The organism is Vibrio sp. 1CM24A (assembly GCF_023161725.1).
GTDB classification, from domain to species: Bacteria; Pseudomonadota; Gammaproteobacteria; order Enterobacterales; family Vibrionaceae; genus Vibrio; species Vibrio coralliirubri.
On the sequence record NZ_JALNTS010000004.1, the window covers coordinates 232,106 to 252,139 of the forward strand.

Annotated in this window: 21 protein-coding genes; 7 read left to right on the forward strand and 14 right to left on the reverse strand. The window is 44.2% G+C overall.

Translation table 11 applies throughout. From position 1 onward, the window contains the following. Window positions 1-112: 112 nt before the first annotated feature. The 3 genes from MSG38_RS10935 to MSG38_RS10945 form a co-directional block, all read right to left on the reverse strand. The gene (locus MSG38_RS10935) at window positions 113-634 is read right to left on the reverse strand and encodes an NAD(P)H-dependent oxidoreductase (RefSeq protein WP_102446091.1); all 522 of its coding nucleotides are present in this window, start codon (window positions 632-634) and stop codon (window positions 113-115) included. Window positions 635-959: 325 nt separating this feature from the next. Then, complete coding sequence (locus tag MSG38_RS10940; RefSeq protein WP_248401849.1) at window positions 960-2,522, reverse strand: glutamate synthase-related protein; 1,563 nt, start codon at window positions 2,520-2,522, stop codon at window positions 960-962. Between the two features lie 226 nt (window positions 2,523-2,748). Further along, complete coding sequence (locus MSG38_RS10945) at window positions 2,749-3,306, reverse strand: DUF1439 domain-containing protein (protein ID WP_086775067.1); 558 nt, start codon at window positions 3,304-3,306, stop codon at window positions 2,749-2,751. A 285-nt stretch (window positions 3,307-3,591) separates the two neighbouring features. Between MSG38_RS10945 and MSG38_RS10950 the strand changes: the two genes are divergently transcribed. Next, window positions 3,592-4,935 carry a sigma-54 dependent transcriptional regulator gene (locus tag MSG38_RS10950; RefSeq protein WP_248401850.1) on the forward strand — a complete coding sequence of 448 codons (1,344 nt, stop codon included), beginning with the start codon at window positions 3,592-3,594 and terminating at the stop codon, window positions 4,933-4,935. A 154-nt stretch (window positions 4,936-5,089) separates the two neighbouring features. On the opposite strand, the gene MSG38_RS10955 is transcribed toward MSG38_RS10950, so the two are convergent. Then, complete coding sequence (locus tag MSG38_RS10955; RefSeq protein ID WP_248401851.1) at window positions 5,090-6,880, reverse strand: hypothetical protein; 1,791 nt, start codon at window positions 6,878-6,880, stop codon at window positions 5,090-5,092. 386 nt (window positions 6,881-7,266) lie between these two features. Here MSG38_RS10955 and MSG38_RS10960 point away from each other — a divergent pair, with 386 nt between their 5' ends. The 4 genes from MSG38_RS10960 to MSG38_RS10975 all read left to right on the forward strand — a co-directional run bounded on the left by MSG38_RS10960 (window position 7,267) and on the right by MSG38_RS10975 (window position 10,485). Next, window positions 7,267-7,653 (forward strand): DUF393 domain-containing protein, encoded by a 387-nt coding sequence (locus tag MSG38_RS10960; RefSeq protein WP_248401852.1) that lies wholly within the window; start codon window positions 7,267-7,269, stop codon window positions 7,651-7,653. A 398-nt stretch (window positions 7,654-8,051) separates the two neighbouring features. Next, window positions 8,052-9,371 (forward strand): AarF/ABC1/UbiB kinase family protein, encoded by a 1,320-nt coding sequence (locus tag MSG38_RS10965; RefSeq protein WP_248401853.1) that lies wholly within the window; start codon window positions 8,052-8,054, stop codon window positions 9,369-9,371. Window positions 9,372-9,475: 104 nt separating this feature from the next. Beyond that, window positions 9,476-10,021 carry a glutathione peroxidase gene (locus MSG38_RS10970; protein WP_248401854.1) on the forward strand — a complete coding sequence of 182 codons (546 nt, stop codon included), beginning with the start codon at window positions 9,476-9,478 and terminating at the stop codon, window positions 10,019-10,021. Then, window positions 10,018-10,485: a DUF3429 domain-containing protein gene (locus MSG38_RS10975; protein ID WP_248401855.1), complete on the forward strand. Its 468-nt coding sequence runs from the start codon at window positions 10,018-10,020 to the stop codon at window positions 10,483-10,485. Before MSG38_RS10970 ends, MSG38_RS10975 begins: the two co-directional genes overlap by 4 nt. Window positions 10,486-10,527: 42 nt before the next feature. Here the strand turns inward: MSG38_RS10975 and MSG38_RS10980 are convergent, their stop codons facing one another. The 5 genes from MSG38_RS10980 to MSG38_RS11000 all read right to left on the reverse strand — a co-directional run bounded on the left by MSG38_RS10980 (window position 10,528) and on the right by MSG38_RS11000 (window position 14,572). Further along, entirely contained in the window at window positions 10,528-10,962 is a 435-nt protein-coding gene (locus MSG38_RS10980) for an N-acetyltransferase (protein WP_248401856.1), read from the reverse strand. A gap of 48 nt (window positions 10,963-11,010) precedes the next feature. After that, entirely contained in the window at window positions 11,011-11,625 is a 615-nt protein-coding gene (locus MSG38_RS10985; RefSeq protein WP_248401857.1) for a LysE family translocator, read from the reverse strand. Window positions 11,626-11,723: 98 nt separating this feature from the next. Further along, entirely contained in the window at window positions 11,724-12,056 is a 333-nt protein-coding gene (locus tag MSG38_RS10990) for a hypothetical protein (protein WP_017062216.1), read from the reverse strand. Between the two features lie 136 nt (window positions 12,057-12,192). Beyond that, window positions 12,193-13,629, reverse strand: coding sequence for a lipopolysaccharide biosynthesis protein (locus MSG38_RS10995; protein WP_248401858.1), 1,437 nt, complete (start codon window positions 13,627-13,629; stop codon window positions 12,193-12,195). Window positions 13,630-13,645: 16 nt separating this feature from the next. After that, window positions 13,646-14,572 (reverse strand): glycosyltransferase, encoded by a 927-nt coding sequence (locus tag MSG38_RS11000; RefSeq protein WP_248401859.1) that lies wholly within the window; start codon window positions 14,570-14,572, stop codon window positions 13,646-13,648. A 315-nt stretch (window positions 14,573-14,887) separates the two neighbouring features. Here MSG38_RS11000 and MSG38_RS11005 point away from each other — a divergent pair, with 315 nt between their 5' ends. Continuing rightward, entirely contained in the window at window positions 14,888-16,036 is a 1,149-nt protein-coding gene (locus tag MSG38_RS11005; RefSeq protein ID WP_248401860.1) for a glycosyltransferase family 4 protein, read from the forward strand. A gap of 185 nt (window positions 16,037-16,221) precedes the next feature. On the opposite strand, the gene MSG38_RS11010 is transcribed toward MSG38_RS11005, so the two are convergent. From MSG38_RS11010 to MSG38_RS11030, 5 genes are all read right to left on the reverse strand, one after another. Further along, on the reverse strand, window positions 16,222-16,995 hold the full coding sequence (locus tag MSG38_RS11010) for a ribonuclease H family protein (RefSeq protein ID WP_248401861.1): 774 nt from the start codon (window positions 16,993-16,995) through the stop codon (window positions 16,222-16,224). An 81-nt stretch (window positions 16,996-17,076) separates the two neighbouring features. Further along, entirely contained in the window at window positions 17,077-17,382 is a 306-nt protein-coding gene (locus MSG38_RS11015; RefSeq protein ID WP_017070270.1) for an NIPSNAP family protein, read from the reverse strand. Window positions 17,383-17,444: 62 nt separating this feature from the next. Then, entirely contained in the window at window positions 17,445-17,774 is a 330-nt protein-coding gene (locus tag MSG38_RS11020) for an AzlD domain-containing protein (protein ID WP_102434275.1), read from the reverse strand. 2 nt (window positions 17,775-17,776) lie between these two features. Then, window positions 17,777-18,505: an AzlC family ABC transporter permease gene (locus MSG38_RS11025; RefSeq protein WP_248401862.1), complete on the reverse strand. Its 729-nt coding sequence runs from the start codon at window positions 18,503-18,505 to the stop codon at window positions 17,777-17,779. Window positions 18,506-18,609: 104 nt separating this feature from the next. Beyond that, window positions 18,610-19,443, reverse strand: coding sequence for an AraC family transcriptional regulator (locus MSG38_RS11030; RefSeq protein WP_017071183.1), 834 nt, complete (start codon window positions 19,441-19,443; stop codon window positions 18,610-18,612). A 236-nt stretch (window positions 19,444-19,679) separates the two neighbouring features. Here MSG38_RS11030 and MSG38_RS11035 point away from each other — a divergent pair, with 236 nt between their 5' ends. Beyond that, the gene (locus MSG38_RS11035) at window positions 19,680-20,018 is read left to right on the forward strand and encodes a hypothetical protein (RefSeq protein WP_050650325.1); all 339 of its coding nucleotides are present in this window, start codon (window positions 19,680-19,682) and stop codon (window positions 20,016-20,018) included. Window positions 20,019-20,034: the final 16 nt, after the last annotated feature.

Sequence of the window (20,034 nt, forward strand, 5' to 3'; positions counted from 1 at the left end):
AATGACGCAATTAAATGGCCATCGCTTGATGGCCATTTATGTATGTATTTATTTATCTATTTATCTACTTATCTGCGCACCGATGTAGTAATTATCTCACTCACTGAAGCATTTAGATCTGACTCATGATCGATTTCAGGCTCTCGGCCATTTCGGCATTGATGATCTCACCCGTTTCTACATTAAAGTTGTCGTAGAAACTTGGCACCGACATCGACCCCTTCACATCTGCATCAAAGTAAGGTGCAGAATTTACCGCAGACGACAACACAGAGCTTGCGCCGCCTGGACCTGGTGATGTGGAGAGCATCACAACAGGTTTGCCTTGGTATACTTTCATGTCGATTCGTGATGTCCAATCAAACACATTCTTAAAGGCTGCGGTGTATGAGCCGTTGTACTCTGCAAAAGAGATGACAATAGCATCTGCTTCGCTAATCTTGCTGAAAAAGCGCTGCGCGTGTTGATGAACGCCGGATTCTTTTTCTCTGTCTTCACTGTAAATGGGCATCTCGAAATCATTAAGATCGAGCACCTCTACTTGCGCGCCCTCAACTAAGCTTGCGGTGTACGCTGCCAATTGTTGGTTAATCGATGCTTTACTGTTGGTCGCGCCAATCGCTAATACTTTCATTGTTGATCCTTGTTCATTTTTCTCACCTTTATGCACTCATGACTTCAATTACGGAGCTCAAAGTTCATAACTGAAGATTCGTAACGTCTGTTTGACAACATCAAAACCTGCACTAGGTGACAAGGTGATTGTTTATGTTTTTAGATTGGGGATGATAATAAAACCTCAAGTTAACTTGAGGTAAAGTGATATTTTCAAGAAATAGGAAATAATTTAAAAGCACTTATAAAGCAGTTAATTACGAAAGGTTAAACATAGATTGGCATTACACAGGAAAAAGTCAGCACACCCAAAATACAGTGAGTGTGCTTTATCGAAATACTATTTACTTAAGTTGATTTAGTGAACTGACACCAGAGTAAGCGACTCCAGATAGCTCGGCCATTTCGCGATTCCATGTTGCCAGATCGTGAGAGTTAAACTGATTCAAATGGTCATGACCGCACGCTCTCGCCATCACTTGCATCAATTCAGTCGAGGCTTCGAAGAAGTTCTTCAATTGATTCGAGGCCTTTTCGACATTTAAGCGTTGGCGTAAATCGGCTTTTTGAGTCGCGATGCCCGCCGGGCAATTATTGGTGTTACACATTCGGGCGGCAACACACCCTATCGACTGCATGGCACTGTTCGAGATAGCGACTCCATCAGCGCCAAGCGCCATCGCTTTTACGAAGTCCATTGGAACACGAAGCCCACCAGTAATGATTAAGGTGACTCTGTCACTTACGCCTTGCTTGTCTAGATAGGCTCTGGCACGAGCAAGCGCTGGAATGGTCGGCACACTAATATGGTCACGGAACATTTCTGGCGCCGCCCCAGTACCACCGCCTCGACCATCCAAAATGATGTAATCGGCACTGGCATCCAATGCGAACTGAATATCCTCTTCAATATGATTGGCACTCAACTTAAAGCCAATTGGGATCCCGCCTGTCACTTCTCGGACTCGGTCGGCGAAATTTTTGAAATCCTCGACGGTTTTTAGATCAACAAAGGTGGGTGGTGAAATCGCGGCGGTACCCGCTTCAATGCCACGCACCTCGGCTATCTTGCCAATGTTCTTCGCACCCGGTAGGTGACCGCCTGTTCCGGTTTTAGCACCCTGCCCACCTTTAAAATGGAAGGCTTGGACATTTTTGAGCTTAGATTCGTCGTAACCAAATTGTGCGCTAGCTAATTCATAAAAGTAACGTGAGTTCGCCGCTTGCTCTTCGGGTAACATTCCGCCCTCACCCGAGCAAATTCCCGTCCCCGCAAGCTCCGCACCTGTCGCTAAAGAGATTTTCGCTTCTTCAGATAACGACCCAAAACTCATATCAGACACAAATAAAGAGATGTTCAATTTAAGCGGCTTTTTCGCTTTTGGCCCAATAATAAGCTCAGTACCGACGGGCACGTTTTCCAATAACGGTTTGGTCGCCATTTGTGCAACCATCACTTGAATATCATCCCAGTGAGGTAATAGATATCTTGGGACACCCATTGAAGTCATTGGCCCGTGATGGCCCACTTTGGATAAGCCATCTCGTGCTAATTGATGAATGAACTCGACCGTGGGCTCTTCTTTGGTTGCAGAAGCCGCCGGTGAGAGATCGGGCGTTGCCGCTTGGATATGAACATCGGGGCCTTCTTGACCCACTTGCTCAGCCGTAAACTGTTTATGGGTGCCATCACAAAAAGGGAGATTATTCGAATACTTACAGCGGCACAGGTAAGCGTCGCCGGTTTCCTCGGCCACGAAACTCTTCGGTTTGAAGCCCGTTCCTGCATGAGAACCATCACAAAACGGTTGGTTTTTCGATTTGCCACAGGTACAGAAGTAATACTCCTCGCCTTCGGTTAGCTCGACCTTAACGGGTTTGTTATCCGCTATTACTGGATTCTTCATAGTTCGTTCACCTTTTCTTTCTTATGATTTGATGACTGAAGCGATGACTTGCTCACAAGAGTAAAGTAAAGGTGAGATACGCGGCTAATTCAATAAATGAGCCAGAGAAAACAAGCTTAAAAGACAGCCTAAAAACAGAAGTATTGCTTGTTCAACACAAACAAAAATGGCCACCAAATCGGCAGCCATTGTGTTTTAAATCTGATTCCAAGCTAAACGGGAAGGGTTAATCAAATAACTCGATGACCAGCTTGTTGTCTTTAATCACTAGATTAGGTTCCGATGACTTGATCAATGACTCTTGAACCTTATTGCTATCCAATTTGTAAACCGGTGACTGAGACAACGCAAAACCAATCATAGAAACGGCAGGCTTAAGTAACTTCTCTATTTCAGGAGAAAGCTGCTTTCCCTTCTCCTCAAAGCGCTCAAGACGCAGAGATTTTAAGTAGACCTCACCACTCTCTTTGTCGTATTCGGGAATCGCGCTGAATTCGATATCCAGATCTAGCCCCATGTTTGGCATGTTAAACACTTGAACCTTTGCATTGGTATTCGCCAAAACAGACACACGCTCGGCATCAGCTCGACCAATTTGCACCGCTAAGTCATCAACCGCCACTTGCGCATACATAACGTTTTGCACACCAACTTCTTGTTCTAACATCACCGAATCTTGCAGGTAGTTCGTCATTTCTTGTTCAGTAACGCTGTAGCTCACACAACCGCCTAGCATCAGTGCAGAAGCTGCTAAAATGAACTTTTTTGCTACGTTAATTATCATCAATATCAGCTCTTTATCGTTAGTGATTAGCGCGGAGTTTACTGTGTGGTCATCCATAAACAAAACAGTAAAGACACGATATTCGTGAATACCTTTAATTAATAAGCATAAATATCAGTAAGTAAAGCACCAGATTAGCTTTCCCGCTTGAGATAATGACACTTGTCAGCCAAACGCCATCAGATTTGTGTGCTCGAATTAATTGAATTTTGCTTCTAAGCTTATGGATATTTAGGGGGCTTACTAAGGTTTCATCATGGAGTCGAAACATGAAGAGTGAGCACAATGCCATCAAAAAGAGTATCACCTGAGCCAATAACTCGTTCTGTGATTCTGTTATGCAACACCGCATGCCTGCACCATAGTCAGTGGGTAGGAGAGCTGCGTCTCCATAACTGGGAAGCTCAAGTTGCAGAAACGACCGAACAAGCCATTCACTTACTTGATAGACGCAGCGAAAGCTACGCACCAATTGTCGTTTCTTGTCTAACATCATCCTCAATCGACAAACAGTGTGAGCAAATATCAGCGTTAAAGGTTCACGCTCCAAGTTTAAAAGCAATCGCTATCTGCAACCAACCACCAAGCCGCAACTTATCGCTCATTAAGCAAACCTTTTGGGATTATTACCACCTACCTATTGATACAGAATGGCTTTGTCGAAATTTAGGGCATGCGTATGGCATGGTAGATACCAAGCAAACTAAACCTAAGCCTGCCTCGTGCCATGAATGTCAATTGGTAGGGCAATCCAGAACCATCCAACAACTTAAAAAGAAGATAGCCAAGATCGCTAACAACGATTTCCCAGTGCTGATTCAAGGGGAAACCGGAACAGGAAAAAGCCTATGTGCGCGTTTAATACATGAGGCCTCAGCCCGCAGTCAAAAACCTTTCATCGCTGTAAATTGTGGCGCAATTCCACAATCCCTGATTCACTCAGAGTTATTTGGCTTTGAAAAAGGCTCGTTCACGGGTGCAAACAAACGCTACGTCGGACACGTGGAAAAAGCGAATGGTGGCACACTATTTTTGGATGAGATCGGCGACCTTGAGCTCTCACTACAAACTTACCTGCTCCACTTTCTTGAAAATAGTTCGATAGAACGACTCGGCAGTAATAACCAATTGCCCGTAGATTGCCGTGTAATTTTCGCCACCAACGTCAATATCGAACAAGCCGTTGCTGCGGGTAAATTTCGAAAGGATCTCTTTCATCGCATCAATGTACTTCCATTAGACCTAGTACCACTCAATTATCACAAAGAAGACATTGAAGATTTGGTTCGATTTGAACTGAAGCACAATTACGCATCCAAAACCAAACTGCCTAGTGACACCCTTGAGCAAATGAAACAGTACCATTGGCCGGGCAATGTCAGAGAATTATTTAACTGCATAAAAAGAGCGATTGTTCTTTCTAACTCAAGCGCCCTCTCTACTCGTCATATGGGAATTCAATTAAAAGACGCTTCGCCCGATACTGAGAGTGACACTCGACTTTCTTCAAAAAATGTTCGTCGAGTGATTCAGCAACACCACTACAATATTTCCCAATCTGCTAAAGCATTGTCTATTTCTCGGACAACCTTGTACAAGCTGATCAAAAAACATCAGATAGCAATTTAAGTCGCCTAACTAGCTAACTAAATAACTAAATAACTAAATAACTAAATAACTAAATAACTAAATAACTAAATAACTAAATAACTAAATAACTAATAAAGCAGCCTAACGAACTAGGCTGCTTTAGAGTTTAGTCGTACTCAATTAATGAAAGTACTTATGGCTCAGGAACAGTAAATGGACAAACATCACAGGTTGCAATGTTGGATGTTTCCATAAATGCTTCTTGCAAGAACAGCGAGTCAAACGTTGCTGTCACTTGATTAGATAACATCCCTGCAGTTCCGGTTGGTAACACATTTGGTACATAAGTTTTACTTACTTGTGTACACACTTGACCAATCGCATCACCAAAGTTCGGTATCCACTCTCCTTCACCCGTTTTACAAGCAAACAGCTCAGGGTCGGCACTTAATGCACTACACATATTGCCAGCACCACATGTGGTCACATCCTCAAGATCATCACAAGGTAAAGCAAAGTCGAGGTAATAACTGCTGTTGACTACTTCAGTAGGTAAATCAGAACGGCTCAAAGAGTCATCCTTAGAATCCACCAGCGATTCAATGGCCAATGGGATATCACCGGTATTACATATTTCAACATCATAGGTTTTCTTAAGCACAACTTGACCGCCATCAACCTCTAAGAAGCTATTACACACCTTAGAAATCTCAACCATCGGGCTCAAGTCTATTGGTGGACAATTGTAGGCCACTGGCGCTTGAGCATTCACGATAAGCCCATCAAGATCCACCGAACCATCTATGACACCGACAGCACCATTATTTACAGACAAGTAATTACCCATGAATGAGAATGACTCACCGACACTCCACACTTCATCACCATTACCAACCACTGGAAGCGCGCCTAAGATTGGTGACTCCGATAAAAAGGCCACTTCGTAATCCCCATTGGTGCCTAACGAACCTGGACCAGTATTGGTTACCATCACGGTGTAATCGATGTTAAACATGCCATCAACCGTAAAGCTGGTTGTGTTACAAGTCGCCGCTATGCTGATGCTGCATAAACTGAATGAACCGACAACGAAGTCAGCCAAAGATGCATCAATCGAACGAGAAGCTCGTGATTCAACTAAGAAGCTACTGAAACAAGGAATGTCGCTGATACCAAACTCATCGTTCAACAACGCAGATAAATTCAGACGTCCTTCAACAAAGCTCTCTGTCGGAATAGAGGTTGTTTCACCCGTTTTCGCGAGGTAGTCCCAACCTTGTACATTAGGTAGCGGTATTGCCCCGATAGAGTCATCATTTGCAATCGCACATATCTTATCGACACCAACAGCGCCACTGCCACATCTTGCACCAACGAAATCATTCGACTTAGGGTCACCATCAGTTTGGAAGATTCTCGTCATGTTGTCGGTGACATCGCCATTATTCAAATCCCACTGCAACACTTCTATATACGGATTACCGCCACTCGCTTGTGGGAATGAAATCAGCACAAGGATGTCTCCATTGACATGTTGCCCAACAAAGTCGCCTTTGGTTTGTCCATCCGGTAACCCTACTTGGTCTTGTAGGAACCAGAAGCCAATGTACATATCACCATTGTTCGCATATCGGTCTGCACCAAAGTAAATTAGCAAATCGCCTTCGCTTTCAAAGGCAGCGGCATACGCATTGGTAAAGTCATCTTTTGGTTGTGGTGACGCCGTACGGAACGCCCAATCCGTAATGTCGGAATCATCTTTTGATCCACCCTTCCAAAAGATTTGGTCGATACCATTACGGTCTTTTTGGAAAAATTCTGCAATCCCAACCATGCTGTTGGGATCATTTACATCGTCCCAATCAATACCACTATTATCACTGGTCGCATTACCATCAAGTTCCATCACATCAACAGTAGCCCACGCCAACTGGGGGCTACTAAACAACAAAAGCACACTAAGTAAATAATTTATAACCTTCATGTTCTCTCTCCATTTGTTCATACTTATGCTTTTAGGGTTTTCTGCCTTGCCCAAATTGGAGAAAATCCTTTAGCAATTCGTAGGTTCGATAGAGCATATTCCAAGCCAAGTTCAACTAATTGATTTGATTGATGTTTATATATTGACGGAACACCTTTATTGGACGCTTTGTTATCATTTGTCCATAGACCAGAGATTTGACCAAACAATCAAGGACTTGGAAGGATGAACAAAGTGTCTAAGTCAGACATCTTTAGAGCTTTGATACGAGGAGAGTGATCTTTAAAAGGTACAATCACGTAGCCATTGCTAGATTATTGAATAACAAGCGGTTGAATTGACGGGTAACGGGAGGTTCAGATCGTGAAATGATAGGTGAACAGACGATGACACAACTTACGATATTCTACGATGGGACGTGTCCATTGTGCGCAAAAGAGATGGCGGCACTTGCCAAGCATGATACCGAGAATAAGATTCAAACCATCGATATCTACAGTGAAGCCTTTTCAGACTACCCACAGATTGATGCCGACGCAGCCAACACCATTTTGCATGCACTGGATGAGAAGGGAAAACTGCTGCTAGGTTTAGACGTGACCTACCAAGCGTGGCGCTTAGTAGGAAAAGGTTGGCTATACGCCCCTTTACGTTGGGCGATATTCAAGCCAGTGGCAGATTGGTGTTATTTACGATTTGCCAAGAACCGATATAAAGTCTCGTTCTGGTTAACCGGAAAGTCGCGCTGCGATGGTAACAGCTGTACAAAATAGTGCTTGGTTAAGACATACCACTTGCGACTTTGTAATACACCACACCAAACAGCGCAGCAAAAACTAAAACGGTAACCGCGACTTTTAACCAAATAAACTTCATGTTTTGTCCTTTAAATTCTGTTTACTGTTTCGCGAGACACGTTACCACAACAAAACATTCGGTTGGGTAATGATTTATAGAACTTTGTAGTCATACCAATCACAGTAAGTAAGTGGTCAAAAATAGCGCAGGAAAAAAGCTGGAGAACAAGGCGGCTCTTTTCGACAAGAAGTTTCGATAAGTAGTTATTCTACAATCAAAAAATCTAACGACGTTATCGAGATTTTTAACAAGCTAGGGTGAACAGTTATTTACTACGATTGGTATCAATCTTGATAACTAAGTGAGAACCTTTATGTCGGCAAAAGAGAGAAACCTTCCCACTCATCGAATTTCTAGATTCAGTAAGTTTGCCTCGCTGGCAACAAGGGTCGCGGGTAATGTGCTAACGGAAGGTACCAAGCAAATAGCACAAGGCAACAGGCCTAAAGCAAAAGACTTACTGCTAACGCCACAAAACATTGCTCGTCTAACCGATCAACTTGCACACCTGCGCGGTGCAGCAATGAAACTGGGGCAGATGCTATCAATGGATGCAGGCGATGTCTTAGAACCTGAATTAGCCGACATTCTTTCTCGCCTGCGCTCAGACGCAGATCCTCTGCCAACAAAGCAGCTCAACCAAGTGTTAGAAAGCGCGCTCGGGAGCCATTGGAAAGCCGAATTCCTTTCCTTCAACTTTAAACCTATTGCCAGCGCATCTATAGGCCAGGTTCACCAAGCCTATAGCGATGCGGGAGACAAACTCGCCGTCAAAGTCCAATACCCTGGCATTCGAAAAAGCATCGACAGTGATGTGGATAACGTTGGTACATTGCTCAATATCGTAGGGTTGATACCAAAGTCAGTCGATTACAAAGGCTTGCTAGAAGAGGCAAAAAAACAACTACATGATGAAGCCGACTATGCTCGCGAGGCTGACTATGCGACTCGTTATCACAATGCACTAAAAGAGCACTCTCACTTCGTCGTACCTAAGATTCATACGCAAATCTCATCAGAATCGGTGCTCGCCATGGACTTCATTGAGGGCATCTCGATAGAGCAAATTGAAGGTTATGATCAAAGTACTCGAGATTTTGTGATGCACAGCTTGCTCGAACTCATGTTCAGGGAATTGTTCGATTTTAAGATGGTGCAGACCGACCCCAACTTCGCCAATTACTTGTATGTGGAACAAACAAGACAGATTGGCTTATTAGATTTCGGTGCCACCCGTGAATACAGCGACCGCTTCAGTGATGGTTATCGCATAGCTTTCACATCTGTAGTCAATCATGATGAGCAGGGGTTAAACAAAGCCCTAGAGCAAATTGGATTTTTTAGCGAGACCATCCTCCCAGACCAGCGCCAAGCGATTCTCAACTTAGTGACAATGGCGTGTGAACCCATGCTTGTCGATGAAGATTACGACTTCAAAGCCAGTGGTTTAGCACAAAGGCTTCGTGAAGCAGGAACCATACTCAGCATGGAGCAAGAGTATTGGCACACGCCACCAGCCGATGCGCTGTTCCTGCACCGAAAGATCGGAGGCATGTACCTGCTGGCATCCCGTCTTGGAGCCAAGGTAAACATCAGACGCTTGGTGGAGCCCTATTTGCTAAGCAACAATTGACACTCAAGCGACAGCTGATACTGGAGCGATTCTGGTCTTTAAAGTGATCATTTTAAGTCGCTGAACAGTAATAACAGTTACGCCAACTAAAATGAGTCAGACTTATGAAACATTCACTGCTGTGCTCCACCGCCTTAATCGCGAGCCTAACAAGTTCATTCGCTTTTTCAGCAGGCTGCCCTGATATACTCAACGGCAAACAAAGGCTGTTAAATTCAAACGAAGAAATTGAGCTGTGTGAAGAGTTTCAAGGCAAGACCTTATTGGTCGTGAATACGGCAAGCCAATGCGGTTTCACGCCACAGTTCGAGCAACTTGAACAGCTTCACCAAACGTATAAAGATGAAGGGTTCACGGTTGTTGGTTTCCCAAGTAATGATTTTCGCCAAGACAGAGGAAGTGAGGAGCAATCCGCTAAAATCTGCTACCTAGATTATGGTGTGACTTTTCCGATGATGGCGCGCGCTTCACTCTCAGGGCCAAACGCAAATCCAGTCTTTGCCGAAATCCAACAACAAGCCGGTATCAAACCAAAATGGAATTTCTACAAGTTCTTGGTCAGCAAAGAAGGCAAAGTGATAGCAACCTTCCCGAGTTCGACATCGCCAACCAGTAGTACCCTCAAAAATGCAATAGAGCAGCAGTTATGAGGTCAGATTACTTGGAGACAACTCAAACACGAAACACCATGGCCAAGCTCGGTTATATGGGTTTAATCCCATTTTTGTTCGGTCTACTGTTATCACTCACCGACAGCCAAGTCTTTAGCTTGAGCGGAGAAACACTCTTCATTACCTACAGCGTGGTTATCTTGAGCTTTTTGTCGGGCATCTTGTGGGGCAATGGGATAGAGAACTTCGAAAGCCAATCTAGCAACAAGGCTCTGATTCTAAGCAATGTTATTGTGTTGGCAGCCTGGTTAGCGGTGCTACTCGGTGAGCAACGAGAGTTCCTCACCACTCTGATTCTGATCTTAGGCTACATTGCGGTTTGGCGAGCAGAAAGGTCAATGAGAGAAGAGAACCAAAGTGAAGGCCCTGATGGCTATTTTGATATGCGAACCCGATTAACCTCGAGCGTGGTGTTAATGCACGGTATCGTGATGTTGACCTAAGCGCGTGATGCCTGCACCTATATAGACGCAATGAAACGGAAACTAGACGATGAGCTGCATGACCAGACGAGGCTCATCGTCAGCGAAATAATTGCTCTCTTCCTTGATGGTCACGAACCCCATCGACAAATACAGCTCACAAGCCGAGTTGTTATTTGGATCAACAGTAAGCAACAGCTTGGAATCTTGGGGCAAGGTTCCTATCGCCTGCTGCATCAATGAACGGCCAATCCCCATACCTCGGTAAGCAGTATCAACAGCCAGTGACAAAACCCAATACTCTTGTTGTTTGTCGGTTGGCGTCATTAACACGTAGCCCGCAACCTGCGAATCCTGTTTCGCCACCAACAAGCCCTTCCCCCAGCAATCCAATGCCTGACGAAAGAAAAACAACGGATAGGCGTGATCGCCAAATAAAGCATGTTCCAATTGGTAAATATTAGCGAGCTCTTGTTTTTCCGCACAAACAACATTCATACATCGACCTTAAAAAGATTAACTATAAACTAAAAAGCAAAATAAGAACTACTGACGACTTACCAACAAATTCGCACCAGATAAGGCAAGAAACACAGAACATGCTTTATTAAAGCGCTTGGCCATTTGAGGTTTTGAAAACCAACTTCGTAGATATAAACCAAACGCCGCATAGATAGAAATCGCGAGCATTTCTAATACAAGAAACGTGCTTCCTAAAACAAAGAATTGAGTATTTACGTTCGCTGAAACATCGACAAATTGAGGAAGGAATGCAGTAAAAATAAGTATCGCTTTTGGATTGCCAGCAGCGAGTGCAAATTCTTGTTTAAGCAGACCAAACCAATTCTTATTTCGTTCGATATCCACGACCGGACTGGCGTGTGAGCGCCATAGGTTGAACGCGATCCACAACAGATACATCGCGCCAAATAGTTTGATCAGGAAAAACAGCGTTTCAGAAGTATAAAGCACAACCGCTAAGCCAGATGCAGCCAAAGCAATCATGCCAGAAAAAGCGAGGATTCTTCCTAGGCCTGCGACAAAGGCGGCCTGAAATCCGTAACAGCGGGCGTTGTTCATTGATAACAAATTGTTTGGGCCCGGAGTCATGTTAAGCGCAAAACAAGCGGGGATGAATAGCATTAACTTCCAGATTTCCATTTTTCGTCCTTGTTAAAAACTTCGTAAATATTTAATCAATGAACGAATGCAGAAAGCTCTGTATTTACCGCTTCACATGCCGCCATTTTAATTAATCATTACTCGACAATATAATGCTCTTCGTCTGGTTCAATCAAATTCTCTGCAATACCGATTTCGCCCGCGATGAAAATCGCACTCGCTATCGTTTCTAATGTTTTATTCGGCTCTCTATCCGGTACTTCGCCCAATTCAGGAACTGGCTGCGATCGCGAGATTGAATTACAAACGACACTTTCACAAACGATATTGTGTTGTTCCTGTTGGGAAACTTCAGGTGGCTTAAAATCCGGTGAATTGAAGTCGGGAGCAGTAATACCCTCACTTGAAAACTCAGAGGCGCTGTATGAGGCAGCTGAAAACAGAGAAAGGAGCAGCATCCACTTATTCATATATCTTTCCATCGTTAATATTCACTGAATTTATAAATACTATCTAATCAGGGGCATTATGAACAGTGTTTTATTATCAGGAATTATTATCTTTAAGAATGCCGATTAGAAAGCCCAGAGCTTGGGTGGCATGAATTCAACTCACATGTGAATGTTTGCCTAACGTAAACTTATCAAGCAGCGCCTGTGGAACTGGGATAACAGAGTATCGAATGAAGGCCACTAACGTCACTATCGCCACAAAACTGCCTAAAACAAAATCATGAACATCAACCAGCACCAAGCCAAGAACTCGATCACTAATGATGGCAAGTATGGCGATACTCAGCGCTGCCATCCATTTACGATGGTCGTAAGGCAAGTACTCCTTTTTTTGGCTCACGATATAGAGCAGTGACAGTCTCACAGCATAAGTGCCACAAAGCACCACCACAACGCCCCACACTCCATAGAAAGGTGTCACAACAAAATAACCAATCACAGCGACAATCGCACATCCGCCTTGTATCCACATTTGCGATTGGCTTGAGTGACCGCTGAAACAGCCAAGGTTAAGGTAATCCCCTGCGTTCTTAATCACACCAATCGCCAAGAGTGCCACGACAATCGTTCCTGCATATTGATAACTGCTTGGCAAAATCAAAGTAATAAAACCAGGTACAGTAAGGATCATCAAACACCCCAATACAATGGCCAGATTAACACCGACTAGCGCTCTGTCCGCACAGACTTTTTTACCGCCAGATTGTTGCAGCATGGCCACCCGATTTGGAAACCACCACAGAGCATAAGGCTGCAGTAACAAGCCAAGCAGCAACGCAAACTTGCCACTGACCGCATAAATCGCCAGTTCTTCAACACCAACAAAGCTTGCCATCACCCAACGGTCTAGGCCTGTAATCATGTAAATAGAAGCACCACCGACTAACGTGGGCAATCCAAATTTTAGGATCTTAGCGGAGTATTTGAGGCTGCCAAATGAGCCCATCTCCTGCCATTGATAACTCAATAAACACAGCATCAATAACACACTCGAAACAGCGGCAGATATTAGTACACCATCAATGCCATAACCCGCTTCAAGCAATGCAAACGTCATAGCAGCTTGCACACTCGCCTTCATTACATTGAGCATGCAAAAGCGCTTAGCCATCGCATTCATTCGCATCAATGTTAACGGGATAGAAATCGCACCATCTAACATGGTCGGTATCAGAAGAAGTAATATTTGATAGGGCTGAAACTCGACGGGCAGCATCAATAACAACAACGGCATACTAAGAGCAATTAAAGCACCGCCTAAAACACAGACCAAGACACTCAACGTGAAACAGTTCGAGACAAGCTTTCTCTTTTTATCACCCTCAGCGACGCCCACATACCGGTACATTGCCTCAACAATCCCAAAGCTAAATAGGATCGTCCCGATGTCAGCCAACAAGACGATGGCTTCTAAAGAACCGTATTCAGCCAACGTCATCTTATGGGTGATATAGGGGATCATCACGAGCGAGATCCCTTTCATCATCACGATGCCGATGGCGTAATAGGCCGACTGTTTTAATGAACCCATAGAAGTCACCTATTCCTTACAATGCAGGCATTAGGAAACTTTTACAGTCCCCAAGAAGATGTCGTAAGGTTCTTTTTTGAGGAGCCAACGCTAACGAGCGGATGCTATAAGAGATGGCTCGTCGGTTCTGTTGTAAGCCTCTGTAATAGTCGGCGTAACCTTCTAGTATTCTTGCCTTTGCAATTTTGAAACTGGAAGTGGGTAGATTCCATCGTTGACTGTCATTTTGATAATGTTGAAGAATGGTCTCTATAGATTGCAAATTTCTCAATTTAAGATTTTCAGTTTGGGTTACTGAACTCGCTCTCATCAAGTACCCAACCTGCACCGAGTTCAACACACCAATCTGATGGTTTTCACTAATTCGAAGCCACAGCTCCCAATCTTCCCCATACTTAATGTCAGCATTGAAACTGTCTGTTTGAGAAAATACATCCGCTTTCACCATGACCGTTGATGTTCCAATCACATTGTTTTCAATGATGAACTCCAACGGGTTCTCGATATTGATGAACAGCTCGTCTTGGTCTTGAAACTGCGACCAGTAACTAAAGCAGTCGACTATCACTTGGTAATCTTCCGTCAAGTGTTCGTAATTAGTAAAGCTCATCGCAAGTTCTGGGTAACGTTGATGAAATTCGAGTTGGCGCTCAATTTTTTCAGGAAACCAGAAATCGTCTGCGTCTAAAAAAGCGATGTATTCACCTGTCGCCTTTTCAATCCCTAGGTTTCTCGCTTGAGGCGCACCAACACCCAATGTGGACAACGTAATAATGCGTTCATCGTCTATAGAAGCAAGATACGTCGACGTTCCATCGTTGCTGTTATCGTCAATGACAATCAGCTCAACATCTTGATGAGTCTGCTTTAGTACACTGCCAATCGCTTTCGGCAGGTAATCCAAACAATTGTAGGTAGGAATAACAACACTTACTTTAGCCATAATGACGCCCTCAGATTTATACGTTATATGGCTGACGTTGCATGTTCTATGCCGAGAGTGCATTGCTATGAAATCACCTCTAGATCAGCCACCTACGCGTCCATTCTCAAAATGCGACCAAACACAGATGTTCAAAAAAACTGCAACTCCAATTTGATTATCAATTTGAGAAAACGAGCCACCTCTTAAGGGGTAACCTTCGAAAAGCAATCAGAAAGCCCTCTAAAGCTACGATTCGATCTTGGTTCGTATCTTGCTTTATTGGTTATTACCTTGGCTTGATAGCTTTAGTCATATGGATTTGAGGAGTAAGGAATGAAGAAAGTAGCATTTGTGGCACCAACCTACCCTGTACTCAGTGAGACCTTCATTCAAACAGAAGTCGACTCTGTGAAAGCTTGTGGGCACGATGTTTGTGTATTGACGTTCAAAACTGAAAACAGCGAAAAACAGTTCGACTACGACATTGTCGAAATAGGTAAAAATGTTCAGATGGGTAAAGTCGCCAGCATTAACTGGATAGGGTTCATCAAGGCTGTCTCATTTATTTCTAAGCAAACCAGTATGCCCAAAAAGTCGCTGTTCGCTTATGGTTTTAAATTAGCGCTACAACTCGCGGAAAACGACGTCGAACACGTTCATGCGCATTTCTGTCAGCACACCACAGCTCACGCCATCGTCGCGGCAAAGCTGCTGAATATCACCTGTTCGTTCGTTGCTCACGGTCATGATGTTTATGAGTTCGCTTATGACATTGAACATAAGATTTCATCGAGTGATTTTGTGGTTGCCGTGTGTAAAGACATGCTTGCTGACTTCAACACCATGGCGAAAGGAAACATTAAACTCTTGCACTGCGGAGTTAATACCAAACAATTCCAACTCAACCCAAAAACCGAAACGAAGCAACTTCGCTTTATTTTCCTTGGCCGATTAGTGGAGCAAAAAGGTATCCACCATCTTATTGATGCATTGGCGCCGATTGCCGAACCTCTCGACATTCATCTCGATATCATCGGTACTGGCGATTTAGAGCAACAGTTAAAATTGCAGGTCAAAGAGCAAGGGCTCACTCGAAACGTGACCTTTCTTGGCGCTAAGCCTCATGAATGGGTGAAAGAGAAACTATCGAATTATGACAGCCTAATCGCGCCCTTCTGTTTTTCCGAAACCGGGTGTGTGGATACAGGACCACTGGTTTTAAAAGAAGCGATGGCCGTAGGAACGCCAGTTATTACCACCAACATCATGGGATGCAAAGAGATCGTCTCACCAGAGACAGGTTTTGTGGTCAGCGAAAAAAACGTGGAAGAATTAAGAGAAGCGATTGAGCGTTTCGCGCAGCTAAGCAGCAACGATAAAGCATCAATGGGTTTAAAGGCACGTGAGAGAGTGAAAGACAGTTTTAATTCGATCAAACAAGCTCAGCAATTATCTCGTTGGATAGAGAACCCAGCTCAATAAGGATTAACTCAGGCAGTAAGCATCACAAGGACCACTACGCCTCACAAGAACGACTAAGCACCATAAGAAAACGGAGCACCACAAAAACAAAAGAGCGCTACATCAATTTGAAATGTAACGCTCAACTTAGCACTGCCCAATGATCGCGACTTATGCTTTCAGTAGCTTTTCATTAAGAAGCCTAACTAGCCTGCTCGCAGTGCCAAAATAGACTCAATATCGTCGATGTCACGATATTGAGCGAGTTGTTGCTCTTTCGATGAAATAGCCACAATCGACATTCTATCGGCCAATTCGTTACCTTCAATACCAACGTGTCCGTTCACATGGTAGATGGTAATTTTTGAAGCCAGCTCTTGGTAGAGCGCATACGCCGGCTTAATAATATCGAGGTTTTTGATCTCGCCGCCCGACTTAGTCCAGCCCTTTTTCTCCCAACCCGTTGCCCACTTAGTAATACAATCAATTGAGTACTTAGAGTCACAATAAATCGCTACAGAGAGACCCGCTTTTAGCTTCTCTTTTGCGAGCAAAAACGCCTGTTTAAGGCCATGTAACTCAGCGGTATTATTGGTTCCAACAGGTTGATACAAGCCATACCACAATTCGGTTAATTGGTTGTTTTGGTATACCGCTAAACCCGTCCCCGCTTCACCAGGGTTTGGTTCACACGCACCATCGGTAAAGATCTTGATATCATAAGGCATATCTGTGATTTGCTGCTCCGAAAGAGGCGGCACCTTAGCTTTCGTCGCCTTACCCGCAGAGCTTGGCTTTGTCGCAGTAGAACCTGACGCAGACGACGTTTTACCACCAAAAGCAGACTCAGCCTCGTCTAGTGTTGGAAACGATTTATATCTCGCACCAGCGAAACCATCGACTTGGGATTTACACTCGTTCCAAGTGGTAAAAATACCCGGTGTGCGACCTTTCCAAACCACATAATATTTCTTAGCCAAACTAACTCCTTACCAAAACCTAAACACACAAACAGTGAATCAGTACATTAGATGCCACCACGCTATACGTTGCAAGGTCTATCACTCTAAAACAGGTCTAAAAAAGCTGCGTTCATAACTCACGATGCAATCAACTTCGTCTGCAAATTCAAACGCTTTAATACACTCAGCATCGTTCAACGATTTAATCCGATACTCTTCATAGGCAGCCAAACTTTCAAAGGTAAACAGCGCCAAGGCAATATTGTTCGCCCCTTCCGACGGTAAAAAATAACCATTGTGTTGGCCCCCGAATTTAGCGACCAGAGGAATCCACATTTTTGCGTATGCCTCAAACTCATTTACCTTTTTAGGATCAATCACATATCGAACATAACAAGTAATCATATTTATACAGCCCTTAAATAATAGGAGAAACACAAAGCCTAAGTTGACATTGAAGTTGAAGCTCAAGAAAAAAGGAAATCAACCGCGACAAGGTTATAGAACAAAAACACCGCCATGCTGACGCCGATCGTTAGCAGCACATTGCCTGTTTTCCAAATCAACAGACCTGTGACCACCGCGCCTATCAAGTATGGGTTTTCAAGGCTTGGCCAAAATGTTTGTTCAGGAGCAAATACAATCGGCCCCCAAATAGCAGTCAGCACCGCTGGGCTTGAATAGCGCAATAGGCGCCTTGCGGTTTGATTGAGTCGAAGCGGGATTGCAGGCTCAAGAAACAAATACCGACTAAAGAAAACAATCGCAGTCATGAGTAATATCGTTAACCAAATCATCTCTATTTCCCCTCCACAATTGTCTTGTTACCGTTGTTTCGCTCTTGGAACGATTCGCTGATAAAGCCCGCTAACATTCCGGCAATCGCTGCAATCATTAGCCCGCCCTCAATATTGTTAACCGACATGGCAACCGAAGTGACCAATGAAACCACCACACACACTACAACGGGTAGAGTTCGGATCAATGGGAACACCAAGGCGATAAAGGTTGCTGCGACCGCGAAATCGAGACCAATTTCATTGAGTGAAGGAATTTGGCTTCCCGCGACAATGCCAACAAAGCTCGCAATATTCCAAACGAGATAAAAACCGCCGCCTACGCCCGCAGCATACCAGCGATTAAATTCTTTCTGAGACTGCCCACTACAAATCGCGAACAGCTCATCGGTGAGCCAAAATCCGAGTAATAGACGCCAACGCGCAGGAAGATGGCTGATTTTGTCACGCATCGATACACTATACAGAAAATGCCTTGAGGTGATGAACAGTGTGGTCAACAACATAGTGCCTAAACCAATACCCGCTTTGAACATACCTGCGGCGACAAGTTGCGCTGAGCCAGCAAACAAAATAGCCGACATCGCTTGCGCTTGAAGTTGATTCAATCCAGCATCTATCGCATATGAGCCCGCAAGAATTCCCCAAGGGATTACCGCAATGCTCAAGGGCATTCCCGCTAAAACGCCTTTCCATAACTGTGTTCGTCTATCCATTTTTTTACTATCCATATCATTCTTTTGTCTCTTCACATTCGCTATTCAATGTAAGAAGAGTTGAGTCGGTTCGATTGTACAAACTTGCTCGATTTCGCGAACGAATTAAGGTGTCCGATTTAGAGCATTTTGATGTATTGCCCCGGCGTGTAGCCATTGGCTTTTTTGAAGTGTCGATGAAAATGGCTTTGGTCGTGAAAGCCACACTCTTGCGCGGTATCAGAAATGGTATGCCCTTGCTTCAATAACTTACGAGAAAGCCTTAACCGAGATTGGATTTGATACGCATGTGGCGGAAGACCAAATTCTTTTTGGAAAGAACGCACTAAGTGAAACGGGCTCAATGCCGCTAACTTAGATAGTTCATCTAGGGAAACGTCGGCTTGTGGAAAGTCATCTAAGAACTCTTTAACCAGAACGAGCTGACGCTGAGTTTTCCCATCGAGTTGAGGGTTAAGCGGCGATTTTCCATGTCGGCTAATCAGCTTAACCAACATCCCATACATCAAGGTCTCTCTTAACAAGCGATTGTCGGATTCATCAATCGTGTTGAAGACCAACCTCAATTGATTGGCGAGTTCAGGATCTTCAACAACCGCTCTTGGGAAGTAAGGTGCGCCGTAATTGGGTAGGTTTAGCTCTTGAGTGATCTTGGCAAGTTGCTCTGGGAGTGGATACATGGCTCGATACGCCCAACCGCCTTCAGTGGCAGAGTGACCGCTATGAACTTCGTCGGCATTGACCAGAATAATCGCATTTTGTGGCGCAATATGATGTCCGCCCGTTCGATAGAAACGCTGAGCGCCCTGCTCGATGACTCCCAGCGTATAGCCCTCGTGGCTGTGGCGCGAGAAGTTCTGCTTTTCGTATTCAGCATTAAGAATTTCAAGGCCACCGAGCTCTTCGGTTATCTTATATTCGGCCTTTTCTTTAGAGTGTTTCTTGTTCTCCATAACAATTCCCAAGCCTGTTGATTATCGAGCGACTTATCAATCTACTCTATAGTCTCTTTAAGCTTTTGTACAAAATTGCGCTTTTGTTTGTTAATACCGTTTTTGTCGTTGGCTTAATCACGCTTTCTAACTGGGAGGAAAGTCTTGGTCTATAACTAGTTGGCAAAAAATTGACAATAATTTAATCATACACGCCAATACTGTCTTCAAATCATCGGCAATAGACCTGATACACCATGAAAAATACGCTAATCCTTTTCTTTTTCCTGAGCCTTACAGGCTGTACGCACAATCAATCCAAAGCACTGAGCATGAACTCCTCGTCGGTTAACACATACCCACAATCCATGTCGAACCTGCAACTGTGCGACACCTTGTATTACGGGCGCTCAAGCAACCAGACACTCGCAGCAATTGGCAGTGAATTCAATCGAAGAGGATTATCCAAGAGTTGGTGTGACACCGAAACCAACAAGCTTTATCTAACAAAGACAATTGATTGGGTTGCTGACCAAGTAGAAGACAAAGAAGATTCGGACGAAGAAGCGTCGGCAGTGGTGTTGCCTGCGAATTAAATGAGGCGATGACAGC

Bases quoted from the DNA above. Each gene is read 5' to 3' on its own strand.
- MSG38_RS10935 (WP_102446091.1), bottom strand. From the start codon at position 634: ATGAAAGTATTAGCGATTGGCGCGACCAACAGTAAAGCATCGATTAAC.
- MSG38_RS10940 (WP_248401849.1), bottom strand. From the start codon at position 2,522: ATGAAGAATCCAGTAATAGCGGATAACAAACCCGTTAAGGTCGAGCTA.
- MSG38_RS10945 (WP_086775067.1), bottom strand. From the start codon at position 3,306: ATGATAATTAACGTAGCAAAAAAGTTCATTTTAGCAGCTTCTGCACTG.
- MSG38_RS10950 (WP_248401850.1), top strand. From the start codon at position 3,592: ATGCCATCAAAAAGAGTATCACCTGAGCCAATAACTCGTTCTGTGATT.
- MSG38_RS10955 (WP_248401851.1), bottom strand. From the start codon at position 6,880: ATGAAGGTTATAAATTATTTACTTAGTGTGCTTTTGTTGTTTAGTAGC.
- MSG38_RS10960 (WP_248401852.1), top strand. From the start codon at position 7,267: ATGACACAACTTACGATATTCTACGATGGGACGTGTCCATTGTGCGCA.
- MSG38_RS10965 (WP_248401853.1), top strand. From the start codon at position 8,052: ATGTCGGCAAAAGAGAGAAACCTTCCCACTCATCGAATTTCTAGATTC.
- MSG38_RS10970 (WP_248401854.1), top strand. From the start codon at position 9,476: ATGAAACATTCACTGCTGTGCTCCACCGCCTTAATCGCGAGCCTAACA.
- MSG38_RS10975 (WP_248401855.1), top strand. From the start codon at position 10,018: ATGAGGTCAGATTACTTGGAGACAACTCAAACACGAAACACCATGGCC.
- MSG38_RS10980 (WP_248401856.1), bottom strand. From the start codon at position 10,962: ATGAATGTTGTTTGTGCGGAAAAACAAGAGCTCGCTAATATTTACCAA.
- MSG38_RS10985 (WP_248401857.1), bottom strand. From the start codon at position 11,625: ATGGAAATCTGGAAGTTAATGCTATTCATCCCCGCTTGTTTTGCGCTT.
- MSG38_RS10990 (WP_017062216.1), bottom strand. From the start codon at position 12,056: ATGAATAAGTGGATGCTGCTCCTTTCTCTGTTTTCAGCTGCCTCATAC.
- MSG38_RS10995 (WP_248401858.1), bottom strand. From the start codon at position 13,629: ATGGGTTCATTAAAACAGTCGGCCTATTACGCCATCGGCATCGTGATG.
- MSG38_RS11000 (WP_248401859.1), bottom strand. From the start codon at position 14,572: ATGGCTAAAGTAAGTGTTGTTATTCCTACCTACAATTGTTTGGATTAC.
- MSG38_RS11005 (WP_248401860.1), top strand. From the start codon at position 14,888: ATGAAGAAAGTAGCATTTGTGGCACCAACCTACCCTGTACTCAGTGAG.
- MSG38_RS11015 (WP_017070270.1), bottom strand. From the start codon at position 17,382: ATGATTACTTGTTATGTTCGATATGTGATTGATCCTAAAAAGGTAAAT.
- MSG38_RS11020 (WP_102434275.1), bottom strand. From the start codon at position 17,774: ATGATTTGGTTAACGATATTACTCATGACTGCGATTGTTTTCTTTAGT.
- MSG38_RS11025 (WP_248401862.1), bottom strand. From the start codon at position 18,505: ATGGATAGTAAAAAAATGGATAGACGAACACAGTTATGGAAAGGCGTT.
- MSG38_RS11030 (WP_017071183.1), bottom strand. From the start codon at position 19,443: ATGGAGAACAAGAAACACTCTAAAGAAAAGGCCGAATATAAGATAACC.
- MSG38_RS11035 (WP_050650325.1), top strand. From the start codon at position 19,680: ATGAAAAATACGCTAATCCTTTTCTTTTTCCTGAGCCTTACAGGCTGT.